The following is a 14,309-nucleotide window of genomic DNA, read 5'->3' as shown; positions in this document are numbered from 1 at the left end:
TAATCAGCTGGCGCGGCGTGCCCTGCCGCCGCGCTTGCCGCCCTGTTCCTGGTCTTCGAACAAGGCCGCGAGCTGCTCGGTCATAGCACCGGCCAGTTCGTCCGCATCAACGATGGTCACCGCCTTGCGATAGTAACGCGTCACGTCGTGACCGATACCGATCGCCAGAAGCTCGACCGGCGAGCGCGTCTCGATCTGTTCGATGACGGCGCGCAGATGGCGCTCAAGGTAGTTACCCGGATTGACCGAGAGCGTCGAGTCGTCGACCGGCGCGCCATCGGAAATCATCATCAGGATCTTGCGCTGCTCGGAGCGGACCATCAGGCGGCCGTGCGCCCACATCAGCGCCTCGCCGTCGATGTTCTCCTTGAGCAGCCCCTCGCGCATCATCAGGCCGAGATTGCGGCGCGCCCGGCGCCACGGCGCGTCGGCGGACTTGTAGACGATGTGCCTGAGGTCGTTGAGGCGGCCGGGTGTCGGCGGTTTGCCGCCCGAGAGCCACTTCTCTCTGGACTGACCGCCCTTCCAAGCCTTGGTGGTGAAGCCGAGAATCTCGACCTTGACGCCACAGCGCTCAAGCGTGCGGGCAAGAATGTCGGCGCAGGTCGCGGCGACTGTGATCGGACGGCCGCGCATCGAACCGGAATTGTCGATGACGAGCGTCACGACGGTATCACGGAACTTCGTGTCGCGCTCCATCTTGAAGGACAGCGGCTGCATCGGATCGATGACCATGCGGGTGAGCCGCGCGGTATCGAGATAGCCTTCCTCCAGGTCGAAGTCCCAGGAGCGGTTCTGCTGCGCCATCAGTCGACGCTGCATGCGGTTGGCGAGGCGCCCGACGGCACCCTGCAGATGGGCCAGCTGCTTGTCGAGGAAGGCACGCAGGCGGTCGAGTTCGGCCTCGTCGCAGAGTTCCTCCGCCGTCACGACCTCGTCGAACTCCTGCGTGAAGATCTTGTAGTCGACCTTCTCGTTGAAGTCGTCGAACGGGCTTGCCGGACGGCGCATTTCACCGGGCGTCTCGCTGTCGTCCTCGCCCTCGTCCGACATGTCGTCGTCGGAGATTTCGGCGCCGTCCATCTCGCCGTCGTCCATCTGCTCCTGCGAGGCTTCGCTCTCCTCGGCGGGAGCCTGCTCGGAGCCGGCCTCCTCCTCGGCGCTTTCCTGCTCTTCCTCGTTGGAGCGCGGCTGGTCCTCGGAGGACTGGTCTTCGTCCTCGCCCTCCTCGGTCTCGTCGCCGACGTCCTCGGCCATTTCCATGGCGGACAGCATGTGGCGGACGACGCGGGCAAAGGCCTGCTGGTCGTTGATCGCGCCGGGCAGGTCTTCAAGGCTGGAACCGGCCTTGTCCTCGATGAAGGGACGCCACAGGTCGAGCACCTTGCCGGCGGATTCCGGCGGCTTTTCGCCGGTGAGCTTCTCGCGCACCAGCATGGCGACGGCTTCCTGGATCGGTGCGTCTTCCTGGCGGTTGATGCCGGAAAAATTCGCCTTGGCGTATTTTTCCGAGTTCATGGCGGTGATGTTCGTCGCCATGCCGCTCATCCGGAGCGAACCGATCGACTCGACACGGGCCTGCTCGACCGCATCGAAGACCGAACGGGCATCCTGGCCTTGAGGCGCCATCGTCGCATGGATCTTCTGGTCGTGGCAGGCGATGCGCAGCGCCATGGAATCGCCGAGCCCGCGGGTCACCGCGAGTTCGTGGGCCGTGGGCTTCTTCGACAGTTCCGGCAGCCGGACACGCTCCCCGGCGAGGCCCGGTCGCTCATTGGCGAACACGACCTCGACCTCGGGGCTGCCTGCCACCGAACGCACGCAACCGGTGATCGCCCGGCGAAGCGGCTCGGTGTCCACTCCCGTGCCGGGCTTTGCTCTCGAATTATCCCCGCGACCTGCCATCGTGATCGCCCTCTCAGGCGCCGAGCACGATGTTGGCAGCGCTTTCCTTCAGCTCGACGCCGAAGGCGCGCTGATACTGCTCGGCGACCAGCGTGCGCTCGAGTTCGTCGCACTTGTTGAGGAAGGTCACGCGGAAGGCGAAGGCCACGTCGCCGAAGATCTCGGCGTTCTCGGCCCAGGTGATGACGGTACGCGGGCTCATGACGGTCGACAGGTCGCCGTTGATGAAGGCCGAGCGGGTCAGGTCGGCGAGGCGAACCATGCGCGAGACCGTGTCGCGACCTTCTTCGGTCTTGCCGAAGCTCTTCACCTTGGCGAGAACGATGTCGACTTCCTTGTCGTGCGGCAGGTAGTTCAGCGTGGTGACGATCGACCAGCGGTCCATCTGCGCCTGGTTGATCTGCTGCGTGCCGTGATAAAGGCCAGTCGTGTCGCCGAGGCCGACGGTGTTGGCGGTCGCGAACAGGCGGAAGGCCGGGTGAGGACGGATGACGCGGCTCTGGTCGAGCAACGTCAGACGGCCCGAGCTTTCCAGCACGCGCTGGATGACGAACATGACGTCCGGGCGGCCGGCGTCGTATTCGTCGAAGACGAGCGCGACGTTATGCTGGTAGGCCCAGGGCAGGATGCCGTCCTTGAATTCGGTGATCTGCTTGCCGTCCTTGAGCACGATCGCGTCCTTGCCGACGAGGTCGATACGGCTGACATGGCTGTCGAGGTTAACGCGCACGCAGGGCCAGTTGAGCCGTGCTGCGACCTGCTCGATGTGGGTCGACTTGCCGGTACCGTGGAAACCGGAGACCATGACGCGGCGATTGTGGGCGAATCCGGCGAGGATGGCGAGCGTCGTTTCCCGATCGAACAGGTAGTCCGGATCGAGGTCGGGCACATAGGCATCTCCCTTGCTGTAGGCCGGGACGCGAATATCGCTGTCAATACCGAACACCTCGCGCACCGACACGGTGGTGTCGGGGAGATTGGAAATATCAAGTTCAATTTTGCTCATCGTCTCTCCATGCCGGGCGCCGCCGACCGGCCTTCCAAATAAAGCGCGTTACAGGCACTATCGATTAACAGAAACCCGCCTGCTTTAACAATTGATACGCTTGAATGACAGCGCGAAAACGCTCTTCCGAGCCCCTGTCTCCGCCATTTGCGTCAGGGTGGTGTTTTTTTACAAGTTCCTTGTAGCGGCTCTTGATTTCCTGCGCGCTCGAATTGGCCGCAAGCCCGAGCGTATCGAGCGCCTTAGCCTCGAGGGACTTCAGCTTGCGGGCCTGCGGCTGGAAGCGCGAACCGCTACCGCGCCCCTGCTGGACGAAACCGAACGGGTCCTTGATGCGCGCCTGGGAGGCTGCCGAGCCGGACCGGGCCGTCGAATGCAGCGGGCTCGCTTTCGCATTCTTGTTGACGCCAACCGTCCAGGTCGGCCGATGCCCAGTGATCGCCTCCTTCTGGTAGCGGGCAATCTCTGTGTCGGACAGGCCGGAGAAGTAGTTGTATCCCTTGTTGTATTCCTTCACGTGCTCGAAGCAGAACAGGAAGAATTGCCCTTCGGCGTTGCGTCCGACGGGTGCCCGATGAACCCCGGGCTTGTCGCACCCGTCCCATTGGCAGGTCGGCGTGGCTTTCTCCGCCTCCGGCTCCCGTTTCCGCCGCGTGCGGATCCGGTCGAAGTATTTTGAATCGAGTTTCATCCGGTAATTATGGTGCCTCCGGCAGTCGACAACAAGAATTGACAAACGTGATTGTTCTAGGCTTTGTGAGGCTTTTTTCGAGCCGGCAAAGCGCAAGGAAGGTCATGTCTCTACGCAACAGAATTGAGGCGAAACTGCGCGAGGCCTTCAGCCCGGAACGCCTTTTCGTCATAGACGAAAGCAGTCAGCATGCTGGCCATCAGCCCGGCTTCGAAGGTGCCGAAGGCACCCACATGCGCGTGCGGATTGTCGCCGCCCTCTTCACCGGAATGACGCGGCTCGCCCGCCACCGGGCGATCACCGAACTCCTGCAGCCGGAACTCGATGCCGGACTGCACGCGCTGGCGATAGAACCTGCCGCGCCCGGCGAGGAAACGCGCTGGTAGAAGCCTTTGCGACTGGATTGCCGACGCTCAGATGGGCCGGTCGGGGCCGTCTGTCAAGCCGGGCCGGCCGTTTGGTCCCTGCTTGCAGCCTCCTCCGCAGGGCGGATGCGCAGCTTGGTGATACGGTTCTTCTCGCGCTTCATCACGATGAAGCGTTTGCCGTGGAAGGTGAAGGCCTGCCGCTCTTCGGGGATCGATTTCGATTCGTGGATGACCAGCCCGGCGATCGTCGTCGCCTCCTCATCCGGCAATGACCAGTCGAGAGCCCGATTGAGGTCGCGGATCGGCACGGCGCCATCGACGACGATCGAGCCGTCGGCCTCCTGCCGCACCCCCTGGATCTCCAGGTCGTGCTCGTCGGAAATGTCGCCGACGATCTCCTCGATGATGTCCTCGAGCGTGACGATGCCCTGCACCTCGCCGTATTCGTCGACCACGACGGCGAAGTGCATCTTGCGGCGCAGGAATGCCGCGAGCTGATCCTTGAGATTGGTCGTATCCGGCACGAACCAAGGTTTCTGGGCGATCTTCACCAGATCAAGGCGCGAGACGTCGGCATCCGGCTCGGCAAGCGCAATCAGCAGGTCCTTGGCGTGCACGACCCCGATGATGTTGTCGGTCGCTCCACGCCAGAGCGGCATGCGCGTGTAGGGGCTGTCGAGCACGGCGCGGACGGCGACTTCCGGAGGTTCGTCGGCATTGACCGCCCGCATCGCCATGCGGTGGATCATGATGTCGGAGACTTCGAGCTCGCCGAGGTCGAGCACGCCACCAAGGCGGTCGCGATCAGTCTTGTCGAGATGGGCGTCGTGATGGACGATCGCGAGCGCTGCCTGCAGGTCGTCGTAGCTGGAAAGCGACAGGGTCTCCTGCGACAGATCGACCTTGAAGGTACGGAGAAGCCCCCGAACCATCGCATTGACGAACCGCGACAAGGCCCCCCGTTCAGCCGTCATTTCGACCGCATGTCCTCCAGGAACGAACAGACTTCCGATGCCGGCACGTCGTCGGCGACGAAGGACTGACCGATGCCGCGCGTCAGGATGAAGGTGAGCTTGCCGCCCTTGACCTTCTTGTCCTGGCCGATTGCATCCATCAGCACCTCGGTCGAGGGAAGCTCTCCCTCGATGTCGTCGATCGAGGTCGGCAGGCCGACAGCCTTGAGATGTGCCTCGACGCGGGCCACATCCTCGACGCCGATCAGGTTCAGCCGGTTCGAGAAACGGTGGGCGAGAACCATGCCGATCGACACGCCTTCGCCATGCACGAGGCGGCTGCTGTCATACTGGGTCGCGGCTTCGAGGGCATGACCGAAGGTGTGGCCAAGGTTCAACAGCGCCCGGCGGCCCGTCTCGCGCTCATCGGCGACGACGACATCGGCCTTGGCCTGGCAGCTCGTGGCGATCGCCTCGATGCGTGCCGCACCGCCGGAGAACACCTCGCGCCAGTTGCGCTCGAGCCAGGCGAAGAAATCCGGCTGGTCGATCAGACCGTATTTGGCGACCTCGGCATAGCCGGCACGGAATTCACGCTCGCTCAGGGTATTGAGAACGTCGGTATCGGCGAGAACGAGGTCCGGCTGATTGAACACGCCGACGAGATTCTTGCCCTGGCGTGTATTGATACCGGTCTTGCCGCCGACGGAGCTGTCGACCTGCGACAGCAGAGAGGTAGGCACCTGAACGAAGCGAACGCCGCGCCGCACGATACCGGCGGCAAAGCCGGTGAGGTCGCCGATCACGCCCCCGCCGAGCGCGATCACCACGTCGTTGCGCTCGATGCGGGCCTCGAGCAGCACGTCGCAGACCTTGGTCAGGTAGTCGAAGCTCTTGGTCTTCTCGCCCGGCGGCAGGGTCAGCGACACCGCCTCGATGCCATCGGTCTGAAGGCTGTCCATCAGCGGATCGAGATAGATGCCGCCGACATTCTCGTCGGTGATGATCGCGGCCTTGCGGCCTTTGATGCGCGTGGAGATTTCGCCGCCCGCACGCCCGATCAGGCCAGGCCCGATCAGGATGTCATAGGCGCGCTCGCCGAGCGGCACGTGGACGAGCCGCTCTTCGCTCTCGGTCTTACTCATCGTTCTTGCTGCCTTTACCCGTATATTCAATGATAGCTTCCAGCACCTCGTTGACGATCGTCTCCTTGCGCTCATCACGCGAGTGGACCGTCATGTCGGCAAGCTCGTAAACCGGATAGCGCTGGTTCATCAGGTTTTCGAGCGTCTGCTTCGGGTTCTCGGTCTTCAGCAGCGGACGGTGGTCGCGCTTGTTGACCCGCTCCCAGAGTACCTCGAGGTCCGCCTTCAGCCAGAGGGATATGCCACCACGCTCGATCTGCTTGCGCGTCTTCTCGTTGATGAAGGCGCCGCCGCCGGTCGAGACGACCCGTGGGCCGGACCTGAGCAGCCGCTTGATCACCCGTGTCTCCAGTGCCCGGAACTCCTCTTCGCCATAAGCTGCGAAGAGTTCGCTGATCGTCATGCGCGAGACGCGTTCGATCTCGGTGTCCGTGTCGATGAAGGGAAGGCCGAGTTGGGCGGCGGTCATCCGGCCGATCGCCGACTTGCCTGCCCCCATCAGTCCGACGAAGACGAGATTGCGTCGTCCCAGCGCAGCACGCGCGCGTTCACCCAAGGTGGGGGCAACGGGAAATATTAAATCGCTCATCGACCTGTTCGCATCCGTTTCCCAACGGTATTGACAAATGAACGCCTAGCGTCAAGCCATACACTGGAATGAATGCGACGACTGCGCGCCTTGCACAGTCAGCGGCGCCCCATCATATCAGGTGTCGTTCGCAGCCCGGGGACGATGCCATGCCGACGCTATTCCGCTTTCTCTTCTTCTGCGCAACGATCGTCGGGATCGTCTATGCCGCCATGTGGTCGCTCGTCGTCTTCGTCGAACCACGCGAACGCGACGTGACGATCCGCATTCCCTCCGAGCAGGTCAATCCGCCGGAAGAGGGTGCGGGACAGTAGACGAAGGAGCCGTCCTTGGCCGATCTGAGCCGCGCCCATGTCGAGGCCTTCCTGGAGATGATGAGCGCCGAGCGTGGCGCGGCGGCGAACACGCTTGCCTCCTACGAACGCGACCTCGACGACCTTTGCGATTTCCTGTCCGGCAGGAAGACGAGCCTCGACACGGCCGAGCGCGGCGATTTGTCCGCCTATCTCTCCGACCTCGCCAAGCGCGGTTTTATGCCGACCTCCCAGGCCCGGCGCCTGTCGAGCATGCGGCAGTTCTACAAGTTCCTCTATGCCGAAGGACTGCGCGGCGACGATCCGACGGCGATTCTCGACTCGCCGAAGAAGGCGCGTCCACTGCCGAAGTTCCTCAGTGTCGAACAGGTCGGGCGGCTGCTGAGGCTTGCCGAGGAGGAAGCAGCGCTCGACGGTCCCGGCCGCCTGCTGCGTCTGCGTACCCTAGCCCTCATCGAACTCCTTTATGCGACCGGCATGCGCGTCAGCGAGTTGGTTGCCCTGCCCGCCAGAGTACTGACCCAGGAGGGGCGTTTCCTGGTCGTCCGCGGCAAGGGCAACAAGGAACGCCTGGTGCCGCTGTCGAAGGCAGCGGTCGTGGCACTCGCCCGCTACGGCGACCTGATGGCTGAGGAACGCGGCGACCGGGAAACCTCGCCCTTCCTCTTTCCGGCGGCAAGCAAGGAGGGCTTCCTGCCGCGCCAGGTCTTCGCGCGAGAGCTGAAGGATCTTGCCGTCCGGGCCGGCCTTCCCGCCGCGTCCGTCTCGCCGCACGTGCTGCGCCACGCCTTTGCCAGCCATCTGTTGCAGAACGGAGCAGACCTGCGCGTGGTGCAGGAACTGCTGGGCCACAGCGACATTTCAACGACACAAATCTATACGCATGTGCTCGATGAAAGGCTCCAGGAACTGGTCCAGACGCATCACCCTCTTGCAAAAAAGGCCAAAAACCTCGATTAGGACCGGCAACGCCGGTGCCAAGCGCCCGAATGGCAAAGGGCAAAACGATCGGAACCCGATTTCATGCACAACTATCTCGACTTCGAAAAGCCCATCTCCGACCTCGAAGCAAAGATCCACGAACTGAAGAAGCTCGCGGAAGAGGATGAGAGCATCGACACCTCCGAGGAGATCGGTCGGCTGGAGGCCCGCACCCGCGAGGCGATGGAAGAGATCTATTCCAAGCTGAACGCCTGGCAGAAGACGCAGGTTGCCCGCCACCCGCAGCGTCCGCACTTCGTCGACTATGCCGCCGAGCTCTTCACCGACTTCACGCCGCTCGCCGGCGACCGCAAGTTTGCGGAAGATGCCGCGATCCAGGCTGGTCTCGCCCGCTTTCGCGGCCAGCCGGTCGCGGTGATCGGCCAGGAGAAGGGCAACGACACCAAGTCGCGCCTCAAGCACAATTTCGGCAGCCCCCGTCCGGAAGGCTATCGCAAGGCGATCCGCGTCATGGAAATGGCCGACCGCTTCGGCCTGCCTGTCGTGACCCTGATCGACACCGCCGGCGCCTATCCGGGCATCGGAGCCGAGGAGCGTGGCCAGGCGGAAGCCATCGCCCGCTCCACCGAGATGTGCCTCAACATCCGCGTGCCGATCGTTTCCGTCGTACTCGGTGAAGGCGGCTCCGGCGGCGCGATCGCGATCGCCACTGGCAACCGCGTCTACATGCTCGAGCATGCGATCTACTCGGTCATCTCGCCGGAAGGAGCCGCCTCCATCCTGTGGCGCGATTCCACCCGCGCCAAGGAGGCCGCGACCAACATGAAGATCACCGCCGAGGACCTGAAGTCCCTCGGGGTCATCGACGGCATCATCCCCGAGCCTGTCGGCGGTGCGCATCGCGATCCGAAGACGGTCATTCATGCAGCCGGCGACGTGATTGCCAACGCGCTTGGCGAGCTCTCGCCCCGCCCCGGCGATCAGCTGCGCAGCGAACGCCGCCAGAAATTCCTCAACATCGGACGCAATCTCTAAGGCCGGGCGTTCAGCGCCCGTCACAATGCTGCTGCTTTCGCAAGTTAAGCGCGGTGATGTCGCGGTTCGACTGCGCCGTTGGTTAATGGTTTGTGAAGAAAAGCGTAATAGACTAAAAAGGTGTGCTTTCGGACGAAAGCTGTTCTGTCCTTTATCTGATGAGCCTTCGGAAATGCGCTGGAAATCGACCGCTCTCGTTTTGACCCTCGTCGCCGCACTTGCCGGCTGTACAGTCAATGAAACGCTGGACAGCGTCGATACGTCCAAGATCTCCGACAAGGACGACCACCCGCTGTCGCCGAAGATCCTCGCGGAGTTGCGCGCCAAGGGCATGGACCGCAATTCGCCGATCGCCATCCGCATCTTCAAGGAAGAAGGCGTCCTGGAGATCTGGAAGGCCAAGACCAACAATCGCTTCGACAAGATCAAGGAATACCAGATCTGCGCCTGGTCGGGCCGGCTGGGTCCGAAGATCAAGGAGGGCGACAGGCAGGCGCCCGAGGGCTTCTATCCACTCTCGCCCTATCACCTCAATCCGAATTCCAAGTATTTCCTCGCCATCAATACCGGCTTTCCGAACCGGTTCGACCAGGCCAACGGCCGCAACGGCACCAACCTGATGATCCATGGCGCCTGCTCGTCGTCTGGCTGCTATTCGATGACCGACGCCCAGATCCTGGAGATCTACGCCTTTGCCCGCGACGCCTTCAAGGGCGGCCAGCAGACCATCCAGCTGCAGGCCTTCCCCTTCCGCATGACCGCGGAGAACATGGCGCGCCACCAGCACAGCCCGCATTTTGCCTTCTGGCAGATGCTGAAGGTCGGCTACGACAATTTCGAAGTGACGAAGCGTCCCCCGGAAGTCGCCGTCTGCGACAAGAAATACGTCTTCAACCAGCAGGTCGAGGATGGAAAGGCGCTGAGCTCTTCCGCCGCCTGCCCCCCCATGACCACGCCGCCGGCACTCCAGATGGCACTCGCCTCGTACAATGCGACCTATGCCAAGGATTACGCCAAGGCCACGAAGAAGTTCGACGGCAAGATCTGGTATGATCCGACCGAGGCCGAACGCAAGGCGATCGTCGCCGACCAGCGCAAGGGCCACGACCTCGCCTATGCCCCGACCGGCTCGGCGCTGAAGGCCGGCAAGCTGATGAAGATCGAGGATTACGAGAACCAGACGGCGGCGGCCAGCGCCCCTGCCAAGACGGCACCGGCCGCGATCGAGCAGCTTGCCTCCGCACCGGCGGCCAAGACCGCGAGAACCGCTTCACCGGCCACACAGACCCCGGCCACCGCTGCTGCCGCGACGGCAAGCGCCACGACCACGCCCGCCCAGGCCGGCGCCGTACCGGTTCCGCAGCCGAACCCGATGGCCGCACCCGCCCCGGTCCAGACGGCCGAGACGAATAAGAAGCCCTTCTGGAAGTTCTGGCAGTCGCAGCCGTCGCAATGAGCGCCCACGTCTTCTACGATCTCAAGGGGCTGAAATGTCCCTTGCCGGTGCTCAAGACCCGGCGCAAGCTCGCAAGCATGCAGCGCGGCGAAGAACTCAGCATCGAAACGACCGATCCGCTGGCAGTCATCGACGTTCCGCATTTCTGCCGAGAGGACGGCCACGAACTGATCGAGCAGGCAAAGCTCGACCATGGCCATCGTTTTCTGATTCGCAAGGGCTGAACGCCCCCGCGCGCTGTCACATCTTCAAGCCGGGAATGGCGAGCGGATTGTCTTCGAGCGCCGCCCGATCGGGTCGATCGACCTGCACGCGGCCCGTGAAGGCATCGAACAGTTCCCGCACATAGCTTTCCGGCAGATCGCGGGTGATCAGCACCAGCCGCGTGCGCCGATCCGAGGGATCGGGCCAAGCCGGAAGGCGCACAGGCGGATGGAAGACCGTCTGTACCCCATGCAGGACGAGCGGCCTTTCCGGACGATCCGTCAGCGCCACGACCGCCTTCATCCGCAACAGCTTGTCGCCATGGGTGGAACGCAGGATGTCGAGGAACATCTCCAGCGCCATCGGGTCGATCGGCTGGTCATGCATGATCGAATAGGAGCGGATCTGGTCGCCGTGACGATTGACGTCGTGATGGTGATGATGGTGATGATGGTGATGATGGTGCCCATGATGGCCGTGGCCGTGGCCGTGGCCATGATCGTGCCCGTCACCATGACCGTCATGCGCCTCGTCCTTAAGCCATCGGCCGACGTCGGGGATCTTGCTCGCCGGATCGTAGAGTCCGTTGGCAAGGATCGCGGCGGTGCCCGCCGCTTCCGTGTCACCGTCCGTGATGTCCGCCCGCGGATTGAGCGACCGCAGCCGTTCGACGAGTTCGGCGCGCTGCGCCGCCCCGGCAAGCGTCGCCTTGGTCAGCACCAGCCGGTCCGCGACCGCGACCTGCTTCAGCGCTTCCGGATAGGTCGCGATCGTGGACAGGCCGTGGACGACATCGACGACCGTCACGATGCCGTCGAGGTCGAAATGCTGCGCGATCGCCGGATGCCCCATGACCGACTGCATGACCGGCGCCGGGTCGGCAAGCCCGGTCGTTTCGATCACCACCCGCGACAGAGCTTTGAGCTTGCCGGTCTGCATACCGTCGATGAGTTCGGCCAGCGTGTCCACCAATTCGCCGCGCACGGTGCAGCACAGGCAGCCGTCGGCGAGTTCGACGATCGAATCGTTCGAGGCCTCGACCAGCATGTGGTCGATACCCACTTCGCCGAACTCGTTGATGATGACGGCGGCGTCCCGCATGGCCGGATCCTTGAGGATGCGGTTAAGAAGGGTCGACTTTCCGGCACCGAGGAAGCCCGTGATGATCGACACGGGGATCCGGCCGTTGACTGGTGACATGGTGAACTCCCGGATCAGAAGGTCGGACGCGGCTTCGGGATCGGAACGTTGGCGATCTCGGCGACCCCGGCGGCGCCGTTCTTGACCGGCTCGGTTCCCGGAATCGCGCCGGCAAACACGGTACGGGGCGGACGGCCCATTTCATGGATATAGGGCGAAAGCAGCTTCATGCGTCCGGCATCGTCGCGCCCTTCGCTGCGCACCTGACGGGCCTGCGGGTTGCAGATCTCGGCGCTGATGTCCGTGACGTTGTCGCGGCCATCTCCGTAGGGCTGAAGGGTATCAAGGCGCGGGCCGGACCCGCCGGTCGTCAGCGCCTTCTGCAGGAGATCGGCGGAAACGTCGGCACGCGCTCCGAGACTGTCAGCGCCGAGCACCACCGAAACCACGGTGCGGCCGTTGCGGGTGGCCGATGAGACCTGGTTGAAGCCGGAGGCGCAGATATAGCCGGTCTTCATGCCGTCAGCACCGTCGAAGCGGCCGATCAGAAGATTGTAGTTCGGGTATTCCTTCTTGCCGGTATTGATCCCTTCCAGCGAGAAGTAACCGGCATATTCGGGGAACTCGCGGCGCAGCGCGACGGCGAGAACGGCGAGATCACGGGCCGTTGTATACTGGCCCTTGCCCGGCAGACCGTTCGGATTGATGAAGTGCGACGAGGTCATGCCCAGGCTCCGGGCATCGGCATTCATCCGCGCGACGAAATTGTCGAGCGAACCGCCGACCCGCTCGCCGATCGCGACAGCGATGTCGTTGGCCGACTTCACCAGCAGGATCTTGAGCGCACTGTCGAGGGTCAGCTGCGTGCCCGGCTTGTAGTACATCTTGCTGGCGGGCTGGTCGGCAGCCTTCTTGCTCATCACCACGATGCTCTCCAGCGACACCTCGCCCGAGCGGATCGCCTTGAATGTGGTGTAGGCGGTCATCAGTTTCGTCAGCGATGCCGGGTACCACTTGCGGAAGGCATCCTCGTGCGCGATTACCCGACCGGTATTCACGTCGACCACCATCTGCGGATTGGCAAGGCTGAGGCTCGGCATGAAGGTGGTGAAAGTGCAGACGAGAGCCGCAAAACGGCGGTTGCGGCGCGCCTTTGACGGCATGCTGAATTTCTTCGACGACACGATGAAAACCTCTTGAATGCGGAAGCGTCTCGCAAAGGCCCGACAATTGACCTATGACTGCAAGCAATGGCAAGACCCATTGATTACGTCAATCTCAAGGCGCACATTCTGCGCGCCCACCAAGCGATATATCGAAGTCGACAAGCAGGACTGCAACATGCCGATATTGAACCGCGCTGCCGAACTCCAGGCGGAGGTTAGCGAATGGCGTCGCCATCTCCATGAAAATCCAGAAATTCTTTACGACGTCGAGAACACGTCCGCCTTTGTAGCGCAGAAGCTTGAAGAGTTCGGCGTTGACGAAATCGTGACCGGGATCGGCCGCACCGGTGTCGTGGGCGTGATCAACGGCCGGGGCGCGAGCACCCGCGCGATCGGGCTCCGCGCCGACATGGACGCCCTGCCGCTCGAAGAGATCAGCGGCAAGCCGTGGGCATCGAAGATCAAGGGCCGGATGCACGCCTGCGGCCACGATGGCCACACCGCCATGCTGCTCGGCGCCGCCCGGCACCTGGCGGAAACCCGCAACTTCAACGGCCGCGTGGTGGTGATCTTCCAGCCGGCGGAAGAAGGCGGCGCCGGCGCCCTTGCCATGGTGCAGGACGGCTTGATGGAGCGTTTCGCCATCGAGGAAGTCTACGGCATGCACAACATGCCCGGACAGCCGGTCGGTACCTTCTCGATCCGCAAGGGCGGCATAATGGCCGCGCCGGACAAGTTCTTCATCACCGTCAAGGGCCGCGGCAGCCACGCCGCAGAGCCGCACAAGGCGGTCGATCCCATCGCCATCGGCGCCCAGATCGTCACCAACCTGCAGCAGATCGCCTCGCGCAACGCCAATCCACTGCGCTCTGTCGTCGTCTCTGTCACCCGGTTTCATGCCGGCACCAGCCACAACATCATTCCAGAGGAGGCATCGATCTCCGGCACGGTGCGGAGCCTTGACGAAGAGGTGCGGAACATGGCCGAGAGCCGCATCCGCGAGATCGCCCAGGGCCTTTCCGCCGCAAACGGCGGCGCTGCCGAAGTGGTTTATGAACGTGCCTGCCCGGTGACCGTCAATCATCCCGCAGAAACCGATCACGCCGCCCGCGCAGCAGCCGACGTCGCCGGTATCGACAAGGTGAACACCGAAGTCGACCCGTCGATGGCGGGAGAGGACTTTGCCTTCATGCTGCAGGCCCGCCCCGGCGCCTATATCATGATCGGCCACGGCGACACGCCGGGCCTGCACAACCCGGCTTATGACTTCAACGACGAGGTCCTGGCCTACGGCATCTCCTATTGGGTGCGCCTTGCGGAGCAACGGCTCACCGACTGACCGCACGCGCCGGCGCGCCGCAAGGCACGCCGGCGCACGCCTCTTTGCCACAACGA

14 protein-coding genes and 1 pseudogene are annotated in these 14,309 nt (G+C 63.3%); 7 read left to right on the top strand and 8 right to left on the bottom strand.

Annotated elements, in window-relative coordinates:
- Nucleotides 1-3: 3 nt before the first annotated feature.
- From cobT to ACX93L_RS18540, 3 genes are all read right to left on the bottom strand, one after another.
- Nucleotides 4-1,905, bottom strand: coding sequence for a cobaltochelatase subunit CobT (gene cobT / locus ACX93L_RS18550; RefSeq protein WP_459406177.1), 1,902 nt, complete (start codon nt 1,903-1,905; stop codon nt 4-6).
- Between the two features lie 13 nt (nt 1,906-1,918).
- Nucleotides 1,919-2,911 (bottom strand): cobaltochelatase subunit CobS, encoded by a 993-nt coding sequence (cobS, locus tag ACX93L_RS18545; protein ID WP_459406176.1) that lies wholly within the window; start codon nt 2,909-2,911, stop codon nt 1,919-1,921.
- Between the two features lie 64 nt (nt 2,912-2,975).
- On the bottom strand, nt 2,976-3,602 hold the full coding sequence (locus tag ACX93L_RS18540) for a J domain-containing protein (RefSeq protein WP_459406260.1): 627 nt from the start codon (nt 3,600-3,602) through the stop codon (nt 2,976-2,978).
- Nucleotides 3,603-3,706: 104 nt separating this feature from the next.
- On the opposite strand from ACX93L_RS18540, the gene ACX93L_RS18535 reads away from it, so the two are divergent.
- Nucleotides 3,707-3,988: a BolA family protein gene (locus tag ACX93L_RS18535; RefSeq protein WP_459406175.1), complete on the top strand. Its 282-nt coding sequence runs from the start codon at nt 3,707-3,709 to the stop codon at nt 3,986-3,988.
- Between the two features lie 53 nt (nt 3,989-4,041).
- On the opposite strand, the pseudogene ACX93L_RS18530 reads toward ACX93L_RS18535, so the two are convergent.
- From ACX93L_RS18530 to ACX93L_RS18520, 3 genes and pseudogenes are all read right to left on the bottom strand, one after another.
- Nucleotides 4,042-4,929, bottom strand: a pseudogene (locus ACX93L_RS18530) (HlyC/CorC family transporter); the annotation flags it as partial.
- A gap of 11 nt (nt 4,930-4,940) precedes the next feature.
- Complete coding sequence (gene aroB / locus ACX93L_RS18525) at nt 4,941-6,068, bottom strand: 3-dehydroquinate synthase (protein WP_459406174.1); 1,128 nt, start codon at nt 6,066-6,068, stop codon at nt 4,941-4,943.
- Nucleotides 6,061-6,657, bottom strand: a complete 597-nt coding sequence (locus tag ACX93L_RS18520) for a shikimate kinase (protein ID WP_459406173.1) — start codon at nt 6,655-6,657, stop codon at nt 6,061-6,063. The genes aroB and ACX93L_RS18520 overlap by 8 nt, the downstream gene beginning before the upstream one ends.
- A 149-nt stretch (nt 6,658-6,806) precedes the next feature.
- Here ACX93L_RS18520 and ACX93L_RS18515 point away from each other — a divergent pair, with 149 nt between their 5' ends.
- The 5 genes from ACX93L_RS18515 (at nt 6,807) to ACX93L_RS18495 (ending at nt 10,628) form a co-directional block, all read left to right on the top strand.
- Nucleotides 6,807-6,971, top strand: a complete 165-nt coding sequence (locus tag ACX93L_RS18515; protein ID WP_459406172.1) for a hypothetical protein — start codon at nt 6,807-6,809, stop codon at nt 6,969-6,971.
- A 15-nt stretch (nt 6,972-6,986) separates the two neighbouring features.
- Nucleotides 6,987-7,931, top strand: coding sequence for a site-specific tyrosine recombinase XerD (gene xerD / locus ACX93L_RS18510; protein ID WP_459406171.1), 945 nt, complete (start codon nt 6,987-6,989; stop codon nt 7,929-7,931).
- A gap of 63 nt (nt 7,932-7,994) precedes the next feature.
- Nucleotides 7,995-8,948 (top strand): acetyl-CoA carboxylase carboxyltransferase subunit alpha, encoded by a 954-nt coding sequence (locus ACX93L_RS18505; protein ID WP_459406170.1) that lies wholly within the window; start codon nt 7,995-7,997, stop codon nt 8,946-8,948.
- 172 nt (nt 8,949-9,120) lie between these two features.
- Nucleotides 9,121-10,404, top strand: coding sequence for a L,D-transpeptidase family protein (locus ACX93L_RS18500; RefSeq protein ID WP_459406169.1), 1,284 nt, complete (start codon nt 9,121-9,123; stop codon nt 10,402-10,404).
- Nucleotides 10,401-10,628 (top strand): sulfurtransferase TusA family protein, encoded by a 228-nt coding sequence (locus ACX93L_RS18495; RefSeq protein ID WP_459406168.1) that lies wholly within the window; start codon nt 10,401-10,403, stop codon nt 10,626-10,628. The genes ACX93L_RS18500 and ACX93L_RS18495 overlap by 4 nt, the downstream gene beginning before the upstream one ends.
- A 16-nt stretch (nt 10,629-10,644) precedes the next feature.
- Here the strand turns inward: ACX93L_RS18495 and ACX93L_RS18490 are convergent, their stop codons facing one another.
- Entirely contained in the window at nt 10,645-11,808 is a 1,164-nt protein-coding gene (locus ACX93L_RS18490; RefSeq protein ID WP_459406167.1) for a CobW family GTP-binding protein, read from the bottom strand.
- A gap of 14 nt (nt 11,809-11,822) precedes the next feature.
- Nucleotides 11,823-12,932, bottom strand: coding sequence for a D-alanyl-D-alanine carboxypeptidase family protein (locus ACX93L_RS18485; protein WP_459406166.1), 1,110 nt, complete (start codon nt 12,930-12,932; stop codon nt 11,823-11,825).
- A 157-nt stretch (nt 12,933-13,089) separates the two neighbouring features.
- Here ACX93L_RS18485 and ACX93L_RS18480 point away from each other — a divergent pair, with 157 nt between their 5' ends.
- Nucleotides 13,090-14,253, top strand: coding sequence for a M20 aminoacylase family protein (locus ACX93L_RS18480; RefSeq protein ID WP_459406165.1), 1,164 nt, complete (start codon nt 13,090-13,092; stop codon nt 14,251-14,253).
- The last annotated feature ends 56 nt before the right edge of the window (nt 14,254-14,309 follow it).

Source organism: Rhizobium sp. CAU 1783, assembly GCF_054551725.1.
Note: the sequence above shows the minus strand (reverse complement) of the source record. Positions and strands in the feature narration are given on the sequence as shown.

Coding starts and splice junctions, on each gene's coding strand:
- cobT (WP_459406177.1), bottom strand. CDS start 1,905: ATGGCAGGTCGCGGGGATAATTCGAGAGCAAAGCCCGGCACGGGAGTG.
- cobS (WP_459406176.1), bottom strand. CDS start 2,911: ATGAGCAAAATTGAACTTGATATTTCCAATCTCCCCGACACCACCGTG.
- ACX93L_RS18540 (WP_459406260.1), bottom strand. CDS start 3,602: ATGAAACTCGATTCAAAATACTTCGACCGGATCCGCACGCGGCGGAAA.
- ACX93L_RS18535 (WP_459406175.1), top strand. CDS start 3,707: ATGTCTCTACGCAACAGAATTGAGGCGAAACTGCGCGAGGCCTTCAGC.
- aroB (WP_459406174.1), bottom strand. CDS start 6,068: ATGAGTAAGACCGAGAGCGAAGAGCGGCTCGTCCACGTGCCGCTCGGC.
- ACX93L_RS18520 (WP_459406173.1), bottom strand. CDS start 6,657: ATGAGCGATTTAATATTTCCCGTTGCCCCCACCTTGGGTGAACGCGCG.
- ACX93L_RS18515 (WP_459406172.1), top strand. CDS start 6,807: ATGCCGACGCTATTCCGCTTTCTCTTCTTCTGCGCAACGATCGTCGGG.
- ACX93L_RS18505 (WP_459406170.1), top strand. CDS start 7,995: ATGCACAACTATCTCGACTTCGAAAAGCCCATCTCCGACCTCGAAGCA.
- ACX93L_RS18500 (WP_459406169.1), top strand. CDS start 9,121: ATGCGCTGGAAATCGACCGCTCTCGTTTTGACCCTCGTCGCCGCACTT.
- ACX93L_RS18495 (WP_459406168.1), top strand. CDS start 10,401: ATGAGCGCCCACGTCTTCTACGATCTCAAGGGGCTGAAATGTCCCTTG.
- ACX93L_RS18490 (WP_459406167.1), bottom strand. CDS start 11,808: ATGTCACCAGTCAACGGCCGGATCCCCGTGTCGATCATCACGGGCTTC.
- ACX93L_RS18480 (WP_459406165.1), top strand. CDS start 13,090: ATGCCGATATTGAACCGCGCTGCCGAACTCCAGGCGGAGGTTAGCGAA.